The organism is Streptomyces sp. WZ.A104 (genome assembly GCF_002382885.1).
In the GTDB taxonomy this organism is placed as follows: Bacteria; Actinomycetota; Actinomycetes; order Streptomycetales; family Streptomycetaceae; genus Streptomyces.
Genome location: NZ_NWVL01000004.1, coordinates 127,830 through 142,321, shown reverse-complemented (window position 1 = coordinate 142,321; position 14,492 = coordinate 127,830). Strand labels below are relative to the sequence as shown.

13 protein-coding genes are annotated in these 14,492 nt (G+C 73.6%); 5 read left to right on the top strand and 8 right to left on the bottom strand.

Annotated features, from left to right (window positions below):
- The first annotated feature begins 158 nt into the window (after nucleotides 1-158).
- Nucleotides 159-1,871: a ribosomal protection-like ABC-F family protein gene (gene abc-f / locus CIB93_RS03385; RefSeq protein WP_096623893.1), complete on the top strand. Its 1,713-nt coding sequence runs from the start codon at nucleotides 159-161 to the stop codon at nucleotides 1,869-1,871.
- Here abc-f and CIB93_RS03380 read toward each other — a convergent pair.
- From CIB93_RS03380 to dhaK, 4 genes are read right to left on the bottom strand one after another with little or no spacing between them, the layout of a single operon-like run.
- Nucleotides 1,835-2,344 (bottom strand): NUDIX domain-containing protein, encoded by a 510-nt coding sequence (locus tag CIB93_RS03380; RefSeq protein WP_096623891.1) that lies wholly within the window; start codon nucleotides 2,342-2,344, stop codon nucleotides 1,835-1,837. The genes abc-f and CIB93_RS03380 overlap by 37 nt on opposite strands.
- A gap of 26 nt (nucleotides 2,345-2,370) precedes the next feature.
- Nucleotides 2,371-2,781, bottom strand: a complete 411-nt coding sequence (locus tag CIB93_RS03375; RefSeq protein ID WP_096623889.1) for a PTS-dependent dihydroxyacetone kinase phosphotransferase subunit DhaM — start codon at nucleotides 2,779-2,781, stop codon at nucleotides 2,371-2,373.
- Nucleotides 2,778-3,389: a dihydroxyacetone kinase subunit DhaL gene (dhaL, locus tag CIB93_RS03370; RefSeq protein WP_096623965.1), complete on the bottom strand. Its 612-nt coding sequence runs from the start codon at nucleotides 3,387-3,389 to the stop codon at nucleotides 2,778-2,780. The genes CIB93_RS03375 and dhaL overlap by 4 nt, the downstream gene beginning before the upstream one ends.
- Nucleotides 3,390-3,439: 50 nt before the next feature.
- Nucleotides 3,440-4,432 (bottom strand): dihydroxyacetone kinase subunit DhaK, encoded by a 993-nt coding sequence (gene dhaK / locus CIB93_RS03365; RefSeq protein ID WP_096623887.1) that lies wholly within the window; start codon nucleotides 4,430-4,432, stop codon nucleotides 3,440-3,442.
- Nucleotides 4,433-4,741: 309 nt separating this feature from the next.
- Between dhaK and CIB93_RS03360 the strand changes: the two genes are divergently transcribed.
- Complete coding sequence (locus CIB93_RS03360; RefSeq protein WP_096623885.1) at nucleotides 4,742-5,872, top strand: MFS transporter; 1,131 nt, start codon at nucleotides 4,742-4,744, stop codon at nucleotides 5,870-5,872.
- On the top strand, nucleotides 5,869-6,963 hold the full coding sequence (locus tag CIB93_RS03355) for a sugar ABC transporter permease (RefSeq protein WP_096623883.1): 1,095 nt from the start codon (nucleotides 5,869-5,871) through the stop codon (nucleotides 6,961-6,963). The genes CIB93_RS03360 and CIB93_RS03355 overlap by 4 nt, the downstream gene beginning before the upstream one ends.
- On the opposite strand, the gene CIB93_RS03350 is transcribed toward CIB93_RS03355, so the two are convergent.
- A complete protein-coding gene (locus CIB93_RS03350) occupies nucleotides 6,950-8,164 on the bottom strand; it encodes an acyl-CoA dehydrogenase family protein (protein ID WP_096623881.1) in 1,215 nt (404 codons plus the stop codon). The two genes, CIB93_RS03355 and CIB93_RS03350, sit on opposite strands and share 14 nt — an antisense overlap.
- 143 nt (nucleotides 8,165-8,307) lie before the next feature.
- On the opposite strand from CIB93_RS03350, the gene CIB93_RS03345 reads away from it, so the two are divergent.
- Together CIB93_RS03345 and CIB93_RS03340 are read left to right on the top strand one after the other, a co-directional pair.
- On the top strand, nucleotides 8,308-10,089 hold the full coding sequence (locus CIB93_RS03345; RefSeq protein ID WP_096623879.1) for a CoA transferase: 1,782 nt from the start codon (nucleotides 8,308-8,310) through the stop codon (nucleotides 10,087-10,089).
- Nucleotides 10,086-11,765 (top strand): class I adenylate-forming enzyme family protein, encoded by a 1,680-nt coding sequence (locus CIB93_RS03340; RefSeq protein WP_096623877.1) that lies wholly within the window; start codon nucleotides 10,086-10,088, stop codon nucleotides 11,763-11,765. Before CIB93_RS03345 ends, CIB93_RS03340 begins: the two co-directional genes overlap by 4 nt.
- Nucleotides 11,766-11,931: 166 nt before the next feature.
- On the opposite strand, the gene CIB93_RS03335 is transcribed toward CIB93_RS03340, so the two are convergent.
- The 3 genes from CIB93_RS03335 to CIB93_RS03325 are packed head-to-tail and all read right to left on the bottom strand — an operon-like array spanning nucleotide 11,932 to nucleotide 14,203.
- A complete protein-coding gene (locus CIB93_RS03335; protein ID WP_096623875.1) occupies nucleotides 11,932-12,738 on the bottom strand; it encodes a metal ABC transporter solute-binding protein, Zn/Mn family in 807 nt (268 codons plus the stop codon).
- Nucleotides 12,696-13,571 (bottom strand): metal ABC transporter permease, encoded by an 876-nt coding sequence (locus CIB93_RS03330; RefSeq protein WP_257001987.1) that lies wholly within the window; start codon nucleotides 13,569-13,571, stop codon nucleotides 12,696-12,698. The genes CIB93_RS03335 and CIB93_RS03330 overlap by 43 nt, the downstream gene beginning before the upstream one ends.
- The gene (locus CIB93_RS03325) at nucleotides 13,568-14,203 is read right to left on the bottom strand and encodes a metal ABC transporter ATP-binding protein (protein ID WP_096623873.1); all 636 of its coding nucleotides are present in this window, start codon (nucleotides 14,201-14,203) and stop codon (nucleotides 13,568-13,570) included. Before CIB93_RS03325 ends, CIB93_RS03330 begins: the two co-directional genes overlap by 4 nt.
- Nucleotides 14,204-14,492: the final 289 nt, after the last annotated feature.

The window sequence follows — 14,492 nt, the reverse complement described above, 5'->3', positions numbered from 1 at the left end:
GTACTACTACTTCCGCTGATTCCCGGCCCGGACGGCCGCCGCGCGCTCGCGAGCCGCGCGTGCCCTCGCCGTCCCCTCCGCCGTCCGGCATCCACGCCCCGCTTCCGCCGTGCCCCCGTGCGCGCTGTCGCGGGCCGTCACCCAGGGAACAGGCACCCATGCACCCCCAGCGCGACCGCGCTCAACTGACCCTCAAGGACGTCTCCAAGGCGTACGGGGACCGCTCCGTACTCGACCAGGTCACCCTCACCGTCCGGCCCGGCGAGAAGACCGCCGTGATCGGCGAGAACGGCTCCGGAAAGTCGACCCTGCTCCGGCTGCTGGCCGGGGTGGAAGCGCCGGACAGCGGTGAGATCACCGTTCGGTTCCCCGGCGGCACCGGCTACCTCGCCCAGACGCTCGACCTCGACCCGGCCGGGACCGTACAGGACGCCGTCGACGCGGCCCTCGCCGAACTGCGCGACCTCGAACACCGCATCCGCGCGGCGGAGGCGGCCCTCTCGGAGCGCAAGCCCGGCGACCCCGGGCCCACGGACGCGGAGCTCGCGGCGTACGGAGACCTCCTCACCGCCTACGAGGACCGCGACGGCTACCGGGCGGACGCCCGTACCGAAGCGGCTCTGCACGGCCTCGGCCTCGCCCGCATCACCCGCGATCGGGCCCTCGCCACCCTGTCCGGCGGTGAGCAGTCCCGGCTGGCCCTGGCCTGCGTCCTGGCCGCCGCCCCCGAACTGCTGCTGCTGGACGAACCGACCAACCACCTCGACGCACGGGCTGTCGGCTGGCTGGAGGAGCACCTGCGCGCCCACCGGGGCACCGTCGTCACGATCACCCACGACCGGGCGTTCCTGGAGCGCGTCACCACGGTGATCCTGGAGGTCGACCGCGACCTGCGCACGGTCGCCCGGTACGGGGACGGCTGGGACGGCTACCGCACCGCGAAGGCCGCCGCCCGCCGCCGCTGGGCACAGGAACACCAGGAGTACCTGGCGGATCTGGCCCGCACCGAAGAGCTGGCCGAGGCCGCAGGCCAACGGCTCGCGGCCACCGGCAAGGACCCCGGGCAGGGCTTCGGCAAGCACCGCCGCTCCCACGAGGCGAAACTGTCCGGCCAGGTCAGGGCCGCCCGCACCCGGCTGGAGGCCCTGCGTCGGACTCCCGTACCGGCCCCGCCCCGCCCGCCGGCCTTCACCGGCCGCCCGACGGAAACCGAGGGGACGGCCGTGTCCGCGGGCCGCGGCGCCGCCCCTCGGACGCTCCTCGAACTGGACTCCGTCTCCGTGGGCGACCGCCTCCACCTCCCCTCCCTGCGCGTGGAGTCCGGAGCGCGCCTGCTGGTCACGGGAGAGAACGGGGCGGGAAAGACCACGCTCCTGCGCGTCCTCGCGGGGGACCTGACGCCCGACACCGGCACCGTCCACCGCCGCGCCCGGGTCGGCTACCTCCCGCAGGAGCTGCCCGCCCGGCCGACCCGGCGCACCCTGCTCGCGACCTTCGCGGCGGGCCGCCCCGGCTTCCCCGACGAGTACGCCGACGAGCTCCTGGCCCTCGGCCTGTTCCGGCCCGAGGACCTGGCCGTGCCCGTCGCGGCACTCTCCATCGGCCAGCAGCGCAGGCTGTCGCTGGCCCGCCTGATGACCCGACCGGCCGATCTGCTGGTGCTGGACGAGCCGACGAACCACATCGCGCTCAGCCTGGTCGAGGAGCTGGAGGCGGCCCTCGACCAGTACCGGGGAGCGGTCGTCGTCGTCTCGCACGACCGCAGCTTCCGCGCCCGCTTCACCGGCGACGTCCTGGAACTGCGCAACGGCCGCCCGGCAGGGGCGACGCCGGTCTACGCCTCGGGGGAGGCGGCCGTCCCGCGCACCTGAGCGCGCAGCCGGTCGACGAACACCCGCTGGCCCGCGACCAGCCGCTCGGCGGCCACCTCCGGCGTACACCAGGCGAATCGGTCCATCTCCGGGAACTCCCGCTGTACGCCGGAGCCGCGCGGCCACTCCATCGTGAACGTCCCCGGCACCACGGACGCCACGTCGAGCTCAGCCTCGACCGCCCACACCGTCACCGTCTTGCCACTGCGCTGCCGGGCCTCGCCCAGCGCGATCCAGTCGCCGGGCGGGATGGGCACCCCCAGCTCCTCCACGAATTCCCGCCGTGCCGCCGCCTCCGCGTCCTCCTCCGGTCCGTACTCGCCCTTGGGCACCGACCAGGCGGCCGCCTCCCGCCCCGCCCAGAACGGGCCGCCCATGTGCCCGATCAGCACCTCGACGTCCCGCTCACCGCCGCTCCCGGTTCCCATGACCCGGAAGAGAAGAAGACCCGCGCTGCGCCTTCCTGTCGGCATATCACCAAACCCCTACGTCGTGGCCCCTACGTCTTGCGGTAGCCGTACGCCTCCGAGGCCGCCGCCTCCACCGCCGCGAGGTCGCCGCCCGCCGATGCGGTCACCACGGCGGCCACCGCACCCTCCACGAACGGCGCGTCCACCAGCCGGGTGTCCGGGGGCAGTTCGTCGCCCTCGGCGAGCATCGCCTTCACCGTGAGGACCGCACTGCCCAGGTCCACGAGGACCGCGACCCCGACGCCACGGTCCACCGATGCGGCGGCGCGGCCGATGAGCTCGGCGCTCGTACCGAGCCCGCCGTTCGGCAGCCCTCCTGCCGCCGCGACCGGTGCGGTCACCCCACCGGCGGCGAGCCCCCGGGCCAGCTCGGCCACCGAGTCGGCGACCGGGCCGCTGTGGGAGACCAGCACGATGCCCACCTGCGGCTCGCCGCTCATGCGCCGCCCCCGTCCGCCGCGGTCCGCGCCAGGGCCTCCACCAGCAGCGCCGCCGATGTCGCGCCCGGGTCCTGATGCCCGATGCTGCGCTCACCGAGATAGCTGGCGCGCCCCTTGCGCGCCTGCAACGGCACCGTCGCCTCGGCGCCCGCGCGGGCCGCGTTCGCGGCGCCCTCGAACGACGAGCCCAGGGCCTGTGCCGCGGGCAGCAGCGCGTCGAGCATCGTCTTGTCCCCGGCCTGCGCCCCGCCCAGCTGCCCGACCGCGGCGACCCCCGCGGCGAAGGCCTGGGCGAACTGGTCCGGCGTCACCTCGGCCTCCTCCCCGAGCGCCTTGCCCGTACGGCGCAGCAGCGTCCCGTACAGCGGCCCGGACGCCCCGCCGACGGTGGAGATGAGCTGCCGCCCGGCCAGGGTGAGCACGGCGCCCGGGGTGGCGGGGGCGTCCTTCCCCACCGCGGCGGTCACCGCCGTGAAGCCGCGCTGGAGGTTGCTTCCGTGATCGGCGTCCCCGATGGCCGAGTCCAGCTCGGTCAGATGGTCCGCCTCCCGCTCCACGGAGGCCGCGGTGGCGGCCATCCAGCGGCGGAAGAAGTCGGCGTCGAGCACGTGATCTCCTGTTCCTCGGTCCGGCCCGGTACGCGGAGTCCCGGGGGGCATCAGCAGCCCCAGCGGAGCGCGGCCGTCCGCACGGGCGCGTCCCACAGTCGCAGCAGCTCCTCGTCCACCTGGCACAGCGTCACCGAGCAGCCTGCCATGTCGAGCGACGTCACGTAGTTCCCGACGAGCGTACGAGCCACGGGGACACCCCGCTCGGACAGCACACGCTGGACCTCGGCATTGAACCCGTACAGCTCCAGCAGCGGCGTCGCCCCCATGCCGTTCACCAGGGCCAGCACGGGGCCGGTCGGGCGGAGATCCTCCAGCACCGCGTTCACGGCGAAGTCGGCGATCTCCCCGGACGTCATCATCGACCGCCGCTCACGCCCCGGCTCGCCGTGGATGCCGATGCCCAACTCCAGCTCCCCGGGCGGCAGATCGAAGGTGGGACTGCCCTTCGCCGGTGTGGTCACCGCGCTCAGCGCCACCCCGAAACTCCGCGAGGCCCCGTTCACCTGCCGCGCCAGTGCGGTGACCCGCTCCAGCGGGGCACCCTCGTCCGCCGCCGCTCCGGCGATCTTCTCGACGAACAGGGTCGCCCCCGTACCGCGCCGCCCCGCGGTGAACGTACTGTCGCTGACGGCCACGTCGTCGTCCACCACCACCTGGGCGACCTGCACCCCCTCGTCCTCGGCGAGCTCGGCGGCCATCGCGAAGTTCAGCACATCACCGGTGTAGTTCTTGACGACGAACAGCACCCCCGCCCCGCTGTCGACGGCCGCCGCCGCCCGCACCATCTGGTCCGGCACGGGCGAGGTGAACACCTCCCCGGGACAGGCGGCCGACAGCATCCCGGGCCCGACGAACCCGGCATGCAACGGCTCGTGCCCCGACCCGCCCCCGGAGACGAGCCCCACCTTCCCCGCCACGGGAGCGTCCCGCCGCACGACGATCCGGTTGTCCACATCGACGGTCAGTTCGGGGTGTGCGGCCGCCATACCCCGCAGGGCGTCGGCGACGACGGTCTCCGGGACGTTGATGAGCATTTTCATGTCGGTCTCCTCGCGAGCGTGGAAGAGGGCTTCGTGAGCTGCCGATCGTCTCGCACTGATCCTCCCAGCACATCATGTGGCGTCTGTGGCGTCGACCTTCGGACTCGCGGAGGAACGCCGCCCCAGGACTCCGGTCGGGAATGAGGGAACCGGAGCGCCGGTTCATCCGACTGTCTTCTCGGTAGGCCGTGCTGTTGCAACTCCTGAGGAACGGGGACTTCTGTGGTGGCGGAGAGAACAACGGCAGCGACAGCGCCGGGCAGGGGAGGGCGGGAGCCCCGCACCGTATCCGTGTTGCTGACCTGCGCCATGGCGTTCTCGATGCTGCAGTTGTTCCTGCTGGGCGCCCTGGGACCGCGCCTGGTGGAGGCGCTGGACATCACACCCACGATGCTGGGACTGACGACCACGGTCGGATTCGGGACGGCCGCCGTGCTGTCCCCGAGCGGCGGCCGGATGGTGGACCGGATCGGGCCCCGGCGTTCGCTGGTGCTCCTGTTCCTCGTCTCCGCCCTCGCGCTCGCGCTGACCGGGGCCGCTCCCGGAGCGGGGCTGCTGCTGGGTGCGGTCGCGCTGGGGGGAATACCCCAGGCACTGGCCAACCCCGCGACCAACAAGGCGATCCTGGCGACGGTCGAACCTGCCCGGCGGGGTGCGGTGACCGGCCTCAAACAGTCCGGTGTGCAGCTGGGAGCGTTCGCCGCGGGGCTGCCGCTGGCCGCACTCGCGGGCGGTCTCGGCTGGCGCGGCGCGGTGTGGACCGCCGCCGGGGTGGCTGTGCTCGCCGGGGTGTGGGCGCTGCGCGCGCTGCCGGCGGACCCGTCGTCGGCGTCGGCTCCGCCCGCTTCGACGTCGTACCGTCCACGGGGCATGGTGGCTTGGCTGGCGGGCTTCTCGCTGTTCCTGGGAGCCGGCATCGCCTCCGTCAACACCTACCTGGCCCTGTACGGGGTGGAGCGCCTGGGGATGGGCCCCACCGTGGCCGGCGGTCTCGTCGCCGTCCTCGGGGCGGCGGGCATCCTCGGGCGGATCGGCTGGTCGAAGGCCGCCCGCCCTGGGCGCGCCGAGTGGCTGCCGGGTCTGCTGGCCTGCGGTGCGGTGGGTGCGGCGGCCCTGCTGGCAGCCGGGCTCCTCGCGGTACCGCTGGTGTGGGCCGGTGCCGTCGCCATCGGGGTGTTCGCGGTCTCCGGCAATGCCGTCTCGATGGTGCTGGTCATGCAGCGTGCCGCACCCGGCCGGGCCGGAGCGGACTCGGCGCTCGTGGCGGCCGGGTTCTTCGCCGGATTCGCCGTGGGCCCGCCCCTGTTCGGCCTGCTCGCGGAGAGCGGCCGGTACGGGACGGGCTGGTTGCTGGTGGCGGTGGAGTTCGCCGCAGCGGGAGCGGTCGCCTTCCTCTGGAGCGTACGGGACCGGCGCCTGCGGACGGGGACGGCGGGATGACGGCCGACAGCTGGGCCGGCCGGGCGCTCGCAGCCGTCGTCGACCGGGTGACGGCGACCGAGGCCGAGGTCGGCGAGCGTTTCCCGTTGTACGCCGAGCCCGGCGACGGCCGGTGGACGACGACCGGCCGCGGTTCATGGACGGGTGGTTTCTGGGCCGGGCTGCTGTGGCTGCGAGCCCGTTGCACGCGCGGCGAAGCGGACCGACTCGCCGCCGCCCGGTGCACGGCCCGTCTGGCGCCGTGGGTGGACGCCGACACCGCCACCCGGGGGCTGATCTTCTGGTACGCCACGGCTCCGGCCTTCGATTCGGAGGAAGCCGCCGCGCTGCGAGGAGCGGCGGGCCGGGCCTGTCTGGCCTCGTACGATCCTGAGTCCGGGATCGTGCCCTGGGGCGCGGCGTTCGGCGGACCCCGGCTCCTGGCCCGGGCGGACGCCGTACCGGGTCTGGTGCCCCTCCTGGCCGGAGCGGGCGGCGACGGGCCGACCGTGGCGGCGGCACATCTGCACCGGCACCTCGGCCTCTTCCTCGGCGAGGGGCCCGCCGGGAGCGTCGGCCGGCCGACGCCCGCCTGGCAGTTCGACGCGGCAACGGGGTGGCGCCCCCGCGAGGACCCCGCACCGGGCTGGAGCAGGGGCGAGGCGTGGATGCTCCTGGCCGTCGCCGACGCGCGCTTGCGTCCGGATGTGGCCGGCCGGCGGCCGGAGCGGCTCGCCATCGCCGCCGAGCAGTTGCTGGCGCGGACGGAGGTGCTGACCGGGCCGGTCGTCCCGCCCGATGACGTGTCCGGGCCGCGGGGGGCGGTGGACACCTCGGCGGCGGCGATCACCGCCGTCGCACTGCTCAAGCTGGCGCGTGCGGGGGGACCCCGGGCCGCGGTGTGTTCGCACCGGGCCGTGGCGATCCTGAACCGCCTGGTCGAGGCCCACCTCACCGGACCGGGCCCCGGGCGCCCGGCGGGCATGCTCCTGGACGGCTGCTACGACGCGGCCAAGGGCCTGGCGGTGCGCCATGAACTGATCTGGGGCGACTTCTTCCTGGCCCTCGGACTGGCCGCTCTCGACGATCTTGTCGACATCACCCGCGTGTAGGGGAACCGTGACCCCGGCCGTAGCCGCGCAGTACCCGGCCGGCCACCGAGGTGATGTGCAGTTCGTCCGGGCCGTCCAGGATGCGGGCCGCCCGCCCGCCGCGGAACAGGGACGGCAGCGCGGTGTCGGGGCCGAGCCCGGCGGCGCCGTGCACCTGGATGGCGGAGTCGGTGACCTGCTGGAGCAGCCGGGCAGCGGCGACCTTGGCCAGCCCCACTTCCGTACGGGCGTCCCTGCCCGCCGCGATCAGCGCGACCGCCTCGTGGACCAGGGGGCGGGTGGTGCGCAGGGCGAGGAGCGCGTCGAAGACGTGCTGCTGGACCAACTGGTGGTCGGCGAGGGGCCCGCGCGCCCCGTTGCGGGTGGCGGCACGTTCACACATGAGGTCGAACGCCCGCTCGGCCTGGCCGAGCCAGCGCAGGCAGCGCAGGGTGCGGCCGAGCGCGAGCCGTTCGCCCGCGATGGCCAGGGCGTCGCCCTCCGCGCCGAGGAGATGGTCGGCGGGAACCACCACCCGGTCGAATTCGATCTCGTACTGGCCCGCCGCCCCGAGTACGGGGAGTTCGCGCACGACGCGGAACCCGGGTGAACCGGTCGGTACGACGAACAGCGCCAGCCCGTCACGATCGCGTGCCGTCCCCCCGGTGCGTGCCATCACGGTGACGAGATCGGCACCCGCGGCGCCGGAGGTGAACCACTTGCGGCCGCTGACGGACCAGTTGCCGTCCGGCCGGGCCTCGGCCCGGGTCCCGGTGAGAAGCGGGGCGGTGCCCGGCGCGCCCGGTTCGGTCATGGCGTAGCAGCTGCGTATCTCGCCCGCCACCAGCCCCTTCAGGTACTCCTCGCGCACCCGGGTGCTGCCGTGGCGTCTCAGCATGGTCACGTCGAGCAGCGGGGCGGAGCCCAGTGCGGCGGGACCGTGGTCGCTGGCGCCCTCGGTCTCGGCGAGCGCCGCGTACTCAGGGAAGGCCAGGCCGCCGCCGCCCAGGTCCGCCGGGAGCGGCAGGGCCCACAGCCCGGCGGCCCGTGCCGCTCCCCGCAACTCCGTCAGGGCGCCGGTCGCGTCGCCTCCACCGGCGTCCAGCACGGTCTCGGCGGGGATCACCCTCGTTCGGATGAAGGCGCCGATCCTCTCCCTCAACTCGCCAGCCCCTGAAGTGTGTTGAGCCGATCCGAGACGTGCGGTAGCTGAATTCGCCATTGCATTCCTCCTCATTGCCGGGAACCCACGGGAACTGCTGTCCGACTCTCTGTCTGTGGAACTGGTCGGGTGAGTACCTCTCCGAGTTCCCGCATCCCGTTCGACCCGGGCGACGGCCACCGCCGTGCCGGGAGAGGAGAGGCATGGCGTTTCCCACCACCACGCAGACGGACCGGCCCCTGGACGCACTGAGTTTCGGCACCTCAGGGCCCCCGCAGATCACCGGTGTCGTCGCCCGGCACCTGCGGCTGCTCGGAGCGCGACCCGACGAGGTCGACCACACAGACCCGTCGGGCCGCATCACGCTCTCCGGCGGGGGCTTCGGTCCTGCCTGTGCGACCGCCACCTGGGGGAACCCCGCCGGCGGGCTCGTCGACGAGGCGACCGTACAGGCCGCGACCGGCATGATGGCCGTCCACGGCCGCCGCGACGGAAGCCCGCGCGGCCTGGCAGTCGACTACGCGGCGACGGCCACCGCGGTCCTCACCGTCCAAGGACTGCTCGCAGGCCTCGTCGGGCAGGCCCGCGGAGCCGCGTCCTCGCACCTCATCGCCTCTGCCGACCGGGCCGGGCTGCTCGCCGTCTCCCAGTACCTGGCAGCGGCCGGTGCCGACGAGGGCGAATCAGCCGAACTCGCCCCAGGTGGACCGCCCTTCACCTCGGCCGAAGGCGTGTTGTTCGAGCTGGAGACCCTCGACCCGGAAGCCTGGGCCGCGTTCTGGCGGGCCCTGGAGGCCCCGGCCGACGCCGTGCGGGCGGGGTGGCGGCCCTTCCAGTTCCGCTACGCCACCGCCTGCGCCCCCTTCCCCGAGGCACTCCACACCGTGACCCGGGCGCACCCCCTCCCGCGGATCCGGCAGGCCGCGGTGGACTCCGGCGCCGAGGTCTGCGCACTGAGGACCCTGGCGGAGCGGGCTCTGGAGGCCGACGGCTCAGCGCCCTGGTCGCTGCGGCCGCTCGGCGCCCCCGCCTCGACGAGCCCCCGTACGGCAGCCGCTCCTTCCTCCGCCCAGCCGCTCGCCGGGCTGACCGTCCTGGAGGCGGGCCGACGGATTCAGGCCCCCCTCGCCGCCTGCCTCCTGGGTCTGCTGGGGGCCGAGATCATCCGGATCGAGCCGCCGGGCGGCGATCCGCTGCGTGGCATGCCCCCCGCCTGCTCCGGCATATCGGCCCGCTGGCTCGCGCTCAACCGGGGCAAGAAGGCCGTGGAGATCGACATCAAGGCGGAGGGCGACCGGCGTCGACTGCGGGAGATGGCCGCGGAAGCCGACGTCTTCCTGCACAACTGGGCCCCGGGCAAGGCCGCCGAACTCGGCCTCGACGCCGACGACCTCGCCTCGGTCAACCCCGCCCTGGTCTACGCCTACACGAGCGGTTGGGCCGACCGGCTCCAGGACGCCCCCATGGGTACCGACTTCATGGTGCAGGCCCGCACCGGGGTGGGCGAGGCGGTCCGTCCCGAAGGCGAGGCGCCCGCCCCATCCCTGATGACCCTGCTCGACGTGCTCGGGGGACTGCACGGCACCGAAGCCGTGCTCGCGGGACTCCTGCTCAGGGAACGCACCGGCAGCGGCGTACGGGTGGACTCCTCCCTCCTCGGCGCCGCCGACACCCTGACCGGCCCCGCGCTCCGGCGGGTGGCCTCCGGGGACGACGCCCGGCGGCCCGCCGGGTTCCGGCACCCGCTGCCCACCGCCGACGGCTGGATCGCCCCATCCGATGCGAGCGCCAAGGCTGCCGCCTCGTACGACCTGCGTGAACTCTCCACGAGCGACGCGCTGACCCGGCTGGGTCAGCGGGGTCTCACCGCCACTGCCGTCACCACCGATCTCTCCACCCTCCACCACGACGCTCGGTTCCCGGGCTCCATCAGCCGTGACGCGCATGGTGCCCCCGCCGTTCCCGACCCCTGGAGCTTCGCGTGACCTTCTCCCCGCACGACCTGCTGCCCGCCGAACTCCGCCGATCCTGGGTGGCCGACGGCACCTGCCCGGGACTCGACCTCTACAGCCTTTTCAGAGCCCGCCAGATCGCCGACCTGCACCACACGGCCGTCCTGGACGCCAAGGGAAAGCTCTGCTACACCGCCCTGGACCGCAAGGTCCGATGCCTGGCCACCGGCCTCCGGGATCTCGGCGTACGCGAGGGCGACGTGGTGGGAGTGCAACTGCCCGACAACCGCAACGCCGTCATCGCCGACCTGGCCCTGGCCGCCCTCGGCGCTGTCGCCCTGCCCTTCCCGGCGGGCCGCGGCCCCCTGGAGGCCGAATCCCTGCTCCGCCGGGCCGAAGCCGTGGCTGTCATCGCCGCGATCGAGTACCGAGGCAGCCACCACGCGGCCGACCTGCACGCCCTCTCCCCGGGACTGCCCGCCCTCCGCGACGTGGTGGCGGTCGGACCCGGGACCGCACCCGAGGGAACGACCGCGTGGTCGGACCTCATGCGCAGCGACGCCGGTGATTTCGTCCCCGCCCGCCCGGACCCCGACAGCGCTGCGCGCATCCTGGTCTCCTCGGGCTCCGAGGCCGAGCCGAAGATGATCGCGTACTCGCACAACGCACTGGCCGGCGGGCGCGGAAACTTCCTCGCCTCGCTCATCCCGGACGGGAAACCGCCGCGCTGCCTCTTCCTCGTACCGCTCGCCTCCGCCTTCGGGTCCAACGGCACCGCCGTCACCCTCGCACGGCACGGAGGCACCCTGGTCCTGCTCGACCACTTCTCGCCCGAGGCCGCCCTCGCGGCGATGCGTGAGCACGAGCCGACCCACGTCCTCGGCGTGCCCACGGCGGTCCGCATGATGCTGGAGCGGCCGGCCGCGGCGAGTGATCCGCTGCCGCCCCCGACCGCGCTGGTCCTGGGCGGTGCCCCGCTCGACGAGACCACCGCACTCGCCGCCGCCGAGGTCTTCGGCTGCCCTGTGGTCAACCTCTACGGCTCCGCCGACGGAGTCAACTGCCACACGGGGCTGGGCAGCACGGTGCCTCCGACCAGCGCTTCGGGGGTCGTGGCGGGCCGCCCCGACCCCCGGGTCGCCGAGATCCGCATCGCGGCCCCCGTGACCCACGAGCACCTGCCCGACGGCCAGATCGGCGAGATCGTCTCCCGGGGGCCCATGACACCGCTGTGCTACGTGGCCGCCCCGGATCTCGACGCCCTCTACCGCACCCCCGACGGCTGGGTACGCACCGGCGACCTCGGCTACCTCGACGCCGACGGCGTCCTGCACGTCGTCGGACGTCTGAAGGACATCGTCATACGCGGCGGAGCCAACATCAGCCCGGCCGAGGTCGAACGTGAACTCCGCTCTCATCCCCAGGTCCGCGACGTGGTGTGCGTGGGCGTCCCCGATCCGCTGATGGGCGAGCGGCTGGCAGCCTGTGTGGTCGCGCGGGGCCCGCGGGTTCCCACGCTGGACATCCTGGGCGAGCATCTGACGGCACGAGGGCTGGAGCGGCGCAAACACCCCGAACGGCTCCTCGTGGTGGAGTCGATACCCCTGACGCCCGCGGGCAAGCCCGACCGCGCTGCCCTCAAGGAACGCCTGGCCGAAAGTCCTCGGCAGGCTCAGCACGGCGTCCCCGGAGCCCATCGCACCCCTTGAACCGGGGTGTTGCAACGACTCCTGGAACCCAGGGACGGCCACCGGGCCCCATCGGTTCGTGAGGTGGCCGCACGTGAACACTCTCGCCACCTGCTCCGGCCACCCGGGCATGTCGTGACGGCTGGAGTGGCGCCGTCACGACATGCCCGGGTGGCCGGGCCAATGGTCAGGAGGTACCCATGGCCTTCTTGAGCTCGGTCGCCGCGTTGCGGTAGACCGACAGCAGGTCCAGGTCGTCCCCCGGATAGTTGACGATGTCGACCTGCTCGGCGCCGGAGTCGGGCAGCACCGTCCCGGTGGACATATGGGCGTTGTCCAGCACCAGGGACGGCTGCTTCGCGGAGAGTTCGGCGAGCTGCGCCGGAGTCACCGCTTCCGGCCCGTAGGTACCCGCCACGGTGGCACCCGCCAGCGTCGCGGCCCAGGTGGTGAAGACCTGGGAGACGACGGAGGGGGCCTTGCCGCCGGGCCATGCGCCCTGGACATCCTTGTTCAGCCGGTCGTATTCGGTATCGAACCCGGCCTTCCACTTCGTCGCGGCGTCCTCCGTACCGAAGAGCGCGCCCAGTTCGCCGACCTCCGCCCTGACCTTGGCGGGGTCGTTGTCGAGATCGACCTCGACCAGCCTCGCCCCGGAACCCGCCGCCTCCTTGATCTTCGCCGCGTACGGCTCGAAGGGCGCGTACAGCACGAAGTCCGCTTCGGCCACGGCAGCCAGGTCCGAGGGCTTGGGGTCGTAGTCCGGGGCGTGGTGGACGGACTGCGGCACGATGACCTTGACGTCCTCGGCTCCGGCGGCCTTCGCGAGAGCGCCCTCCCAGGTCGTGGTCACCACCACGACAGGCTTGTCCTTCGCTGCGGCCCGGGCGTCGTCGGCGGCCTTGGGACCGGTGCCGTCTGCGCAGCCGGTGACGAGGGCGAGTGCCGCGCTCAGTGTGAGGAGGGAAGTGATGCGGACGCGGGTGCGCGCCATGAGCTGATTCTCCGTTCGGGTATGAAGTGCACGGCGAGGACGAGAGCCCCCGCCGTCAGGACGAGTACGGGGCCGGGCGGCCAGTCCAGCCACAGGGCCAGCAGGAATCCGGTCGCGTTGACGGCCACCCCGATACCGACGGCCCAGAGGGTGATCGACTTCAGGGAGCTGCCCAGGCGGCGAGCGGCGAGCGCGGGGAGCAGCGTCAGGGCGTCGACGAGGAGGGCGCCGGTGAGCTTGATCGCCCCGGCTACGGCGATCGCGACGAGGACGAGGAGAATCGCGGTCAGCGCGCGGACGGGGACACCGGAGCACTGGGCCACCTCCCGGTCGTGCAGGAGCAGGCCGATGTCACGCCGCCGCCACCAGAACAGGCCGGGGACGGCGGCGGCCAGCACGCCGAGCACGATCAGGTCGGACGTACCGACCGAGAGGATCGACCCCCACAGGAGGGCGAAGGCCCCGGAGGCGTTGACCCCCGAGACGGCGAGCAGCAGCAGCGCGGCAGCGATGGCCAGGCTCATCAGCAGGCCCATGGCTCCGGACAGCCCGTCGGGTGTGCGGGCGAGCGGGGCGACTCCGGCACCGGCGAGTGCACAGGCGACGAGCGCGCACAGCATGGGGTCCAGGCCGGTGAGCAGCCCGACCGCGATACCGAGCAGAGCCACATGCATCATCGCGAACCGGACCGGCATGATGTCGAGCCCGACGATGACCACCCCGATGACGGGCAGGCCGATCGCCGCGAGGAGCAGAGCGAGGCCGGCCCGCTGGACGGGAAGCAGCTGGAGCAGCTCGCCCAGATCGGCGGTGGCGAGGTGCACCGGGTTCACCGGACCTCTCGCAGCCGGCCCGCCGCCATCTCCAGCACGCGGTCGCAACGGCCGGCCAGAGCCCGGTCGTGCGTCACCACGACCAGGGTGACCGGCAGTGAGGTGAGGACGTCCGCAGCCTTCTCCTGCCCGTCGAAGTCCAGGGCGGCGGTGGGCTCATCGGCCAGCAGCACCTGTGCACCCGCGGCGACGCAGCCGATCGCCCGGGCCAGATACATACGCTGCAACTGGCCGCCGGAGAGCGTGTGCAGAGGACGTCCGACCAGGTCCCCGACGCCCAGCCGACAGGCGGCTTCGCCCGCGTCCCGGGGCGCCGTACTGCTGGCGAGCAACTCGGCACCGAGGAGGGGGAACCGGCCCGCGGCCGGCTTCTGAGGTATCCAGGCGCATGCCCGGCGCCGCCAGGACCACTCGGCGGGGGAGCCGGTCTCCCGGCCGCCGACCGAGATCGATCCGGTCACCTGGCGGTGCAGGCCGAGCATCGCACGCAGCAAGGTGGTCTTACCGGAGCCGTTCGTGCCCGTCAGCGCCACACGCTCACCGGCGGCGATCTCCAGGTCGACTTCGGACACCGCCTCGACGCGGCCGTGCCGACAGCTCACCCCTCTCATGCGTACGTCCAGCCCGCCCATCCCACACCTTTCCCCGGCACCGAACCCTGCGGAGCGACGGGTGTCCACCGCCCGCGTTCCAGTAGTCGGGTGTCGACGGGCCACAGTTCCCGGGTGCCCGCGGGATTTCGCCCACGTACTTCTGGACACCGGAGCAGCGTGTGCGGCGTGAGGCTGCGGAGTCGCCCGATCGGGATACGGCCGCGGGCGGCCTGCCGACCGCAACCCGCTCCGCGAAGGCGGGAGGTGGCGAAACGCGCGGTCGGCAGGCGGGGGCCGGGCCGTACTCGGGCTCTCCTCGCAGCGGCGC

What these genes read in the sequence shown, in the direction of transcription:
- abc-f (WP_096623893.1), top strand. Translation starts at nt 159, where the DNA reads ATGCACCCCCAGCGCGACCGCGCTCAACTGACCCTCAAGGACGTCTCC.
- CIB93_RS03380 (WP_096623891.1), bottom strand. Translation starts at nt 2,344, where the DNA reads ATGCCGACAGGAAGGCGCAGCGCGGGTCTTCTTCTCTTCCGGGTCATG.
- CIB93_RS03375 (WP_096623889.1), bottom strand. Translation starts at nt 2,781, where the DNA reads ATGAGCGGCGAGCCGCAGGTGGGCATCGTGCTGGTCTCCCACAGCGGC.
- dhaK (WP_096623887.1), bottom strand. Translation starts at nt 4,432, where the DNA reads ATGAAAATGCTCATCAACGTCCCGGAGACCGTCGTCGCCGACGCCCTG.
- CIB93_RS03360 (WP_096623885.1), top strand. Translation starts at nt 4,742, where the DNA reads ATGGCGTTCTCGATGCTGCAGTTGTTCCTGCTGGGCGCCCTGGGACCG.
- CIB93_RS03355 (WP_096623883.1), top strand. Translation starts at nt 5,869, where the DNA reads ATGACGGCCGACAGCTGGGCCGGCCGGGCGCTCGCAGCCGTCGTCGAC.
- CIB93_RS03350 (WP_096623881.1), bottom strand. Translation starts at nt 8,164, where the DNA reads ATGGCGAATTCAGCTACCGCACGTCTCGGATCGGCTCAACACACTTCA.
- CIB93_RS03345 (WP_096623879.1), top strand. Translation starts at nt 8,308, where the DNA reads ATGGCGTTTCCCACCACCACGCAGACGGACCGGCCCCTGGACGCACTG.
- CIB93_RS03335 (WP_096623875.1), bottom strand. Translation starts at nt 12,738, where the DNA reads ATGGCGCGCACCCGCGTCCGCATCACTTCCCTCCTCACACTGAGCGCG.
- CIB93_RS03325 (WP_096623873.1), bottom strand. Translation starts at nt 14,203, where the DNA reads ATGGGCGGGCTGGACGTACGCATGAGAGGGGTGAGCTGTCGGCACGGC.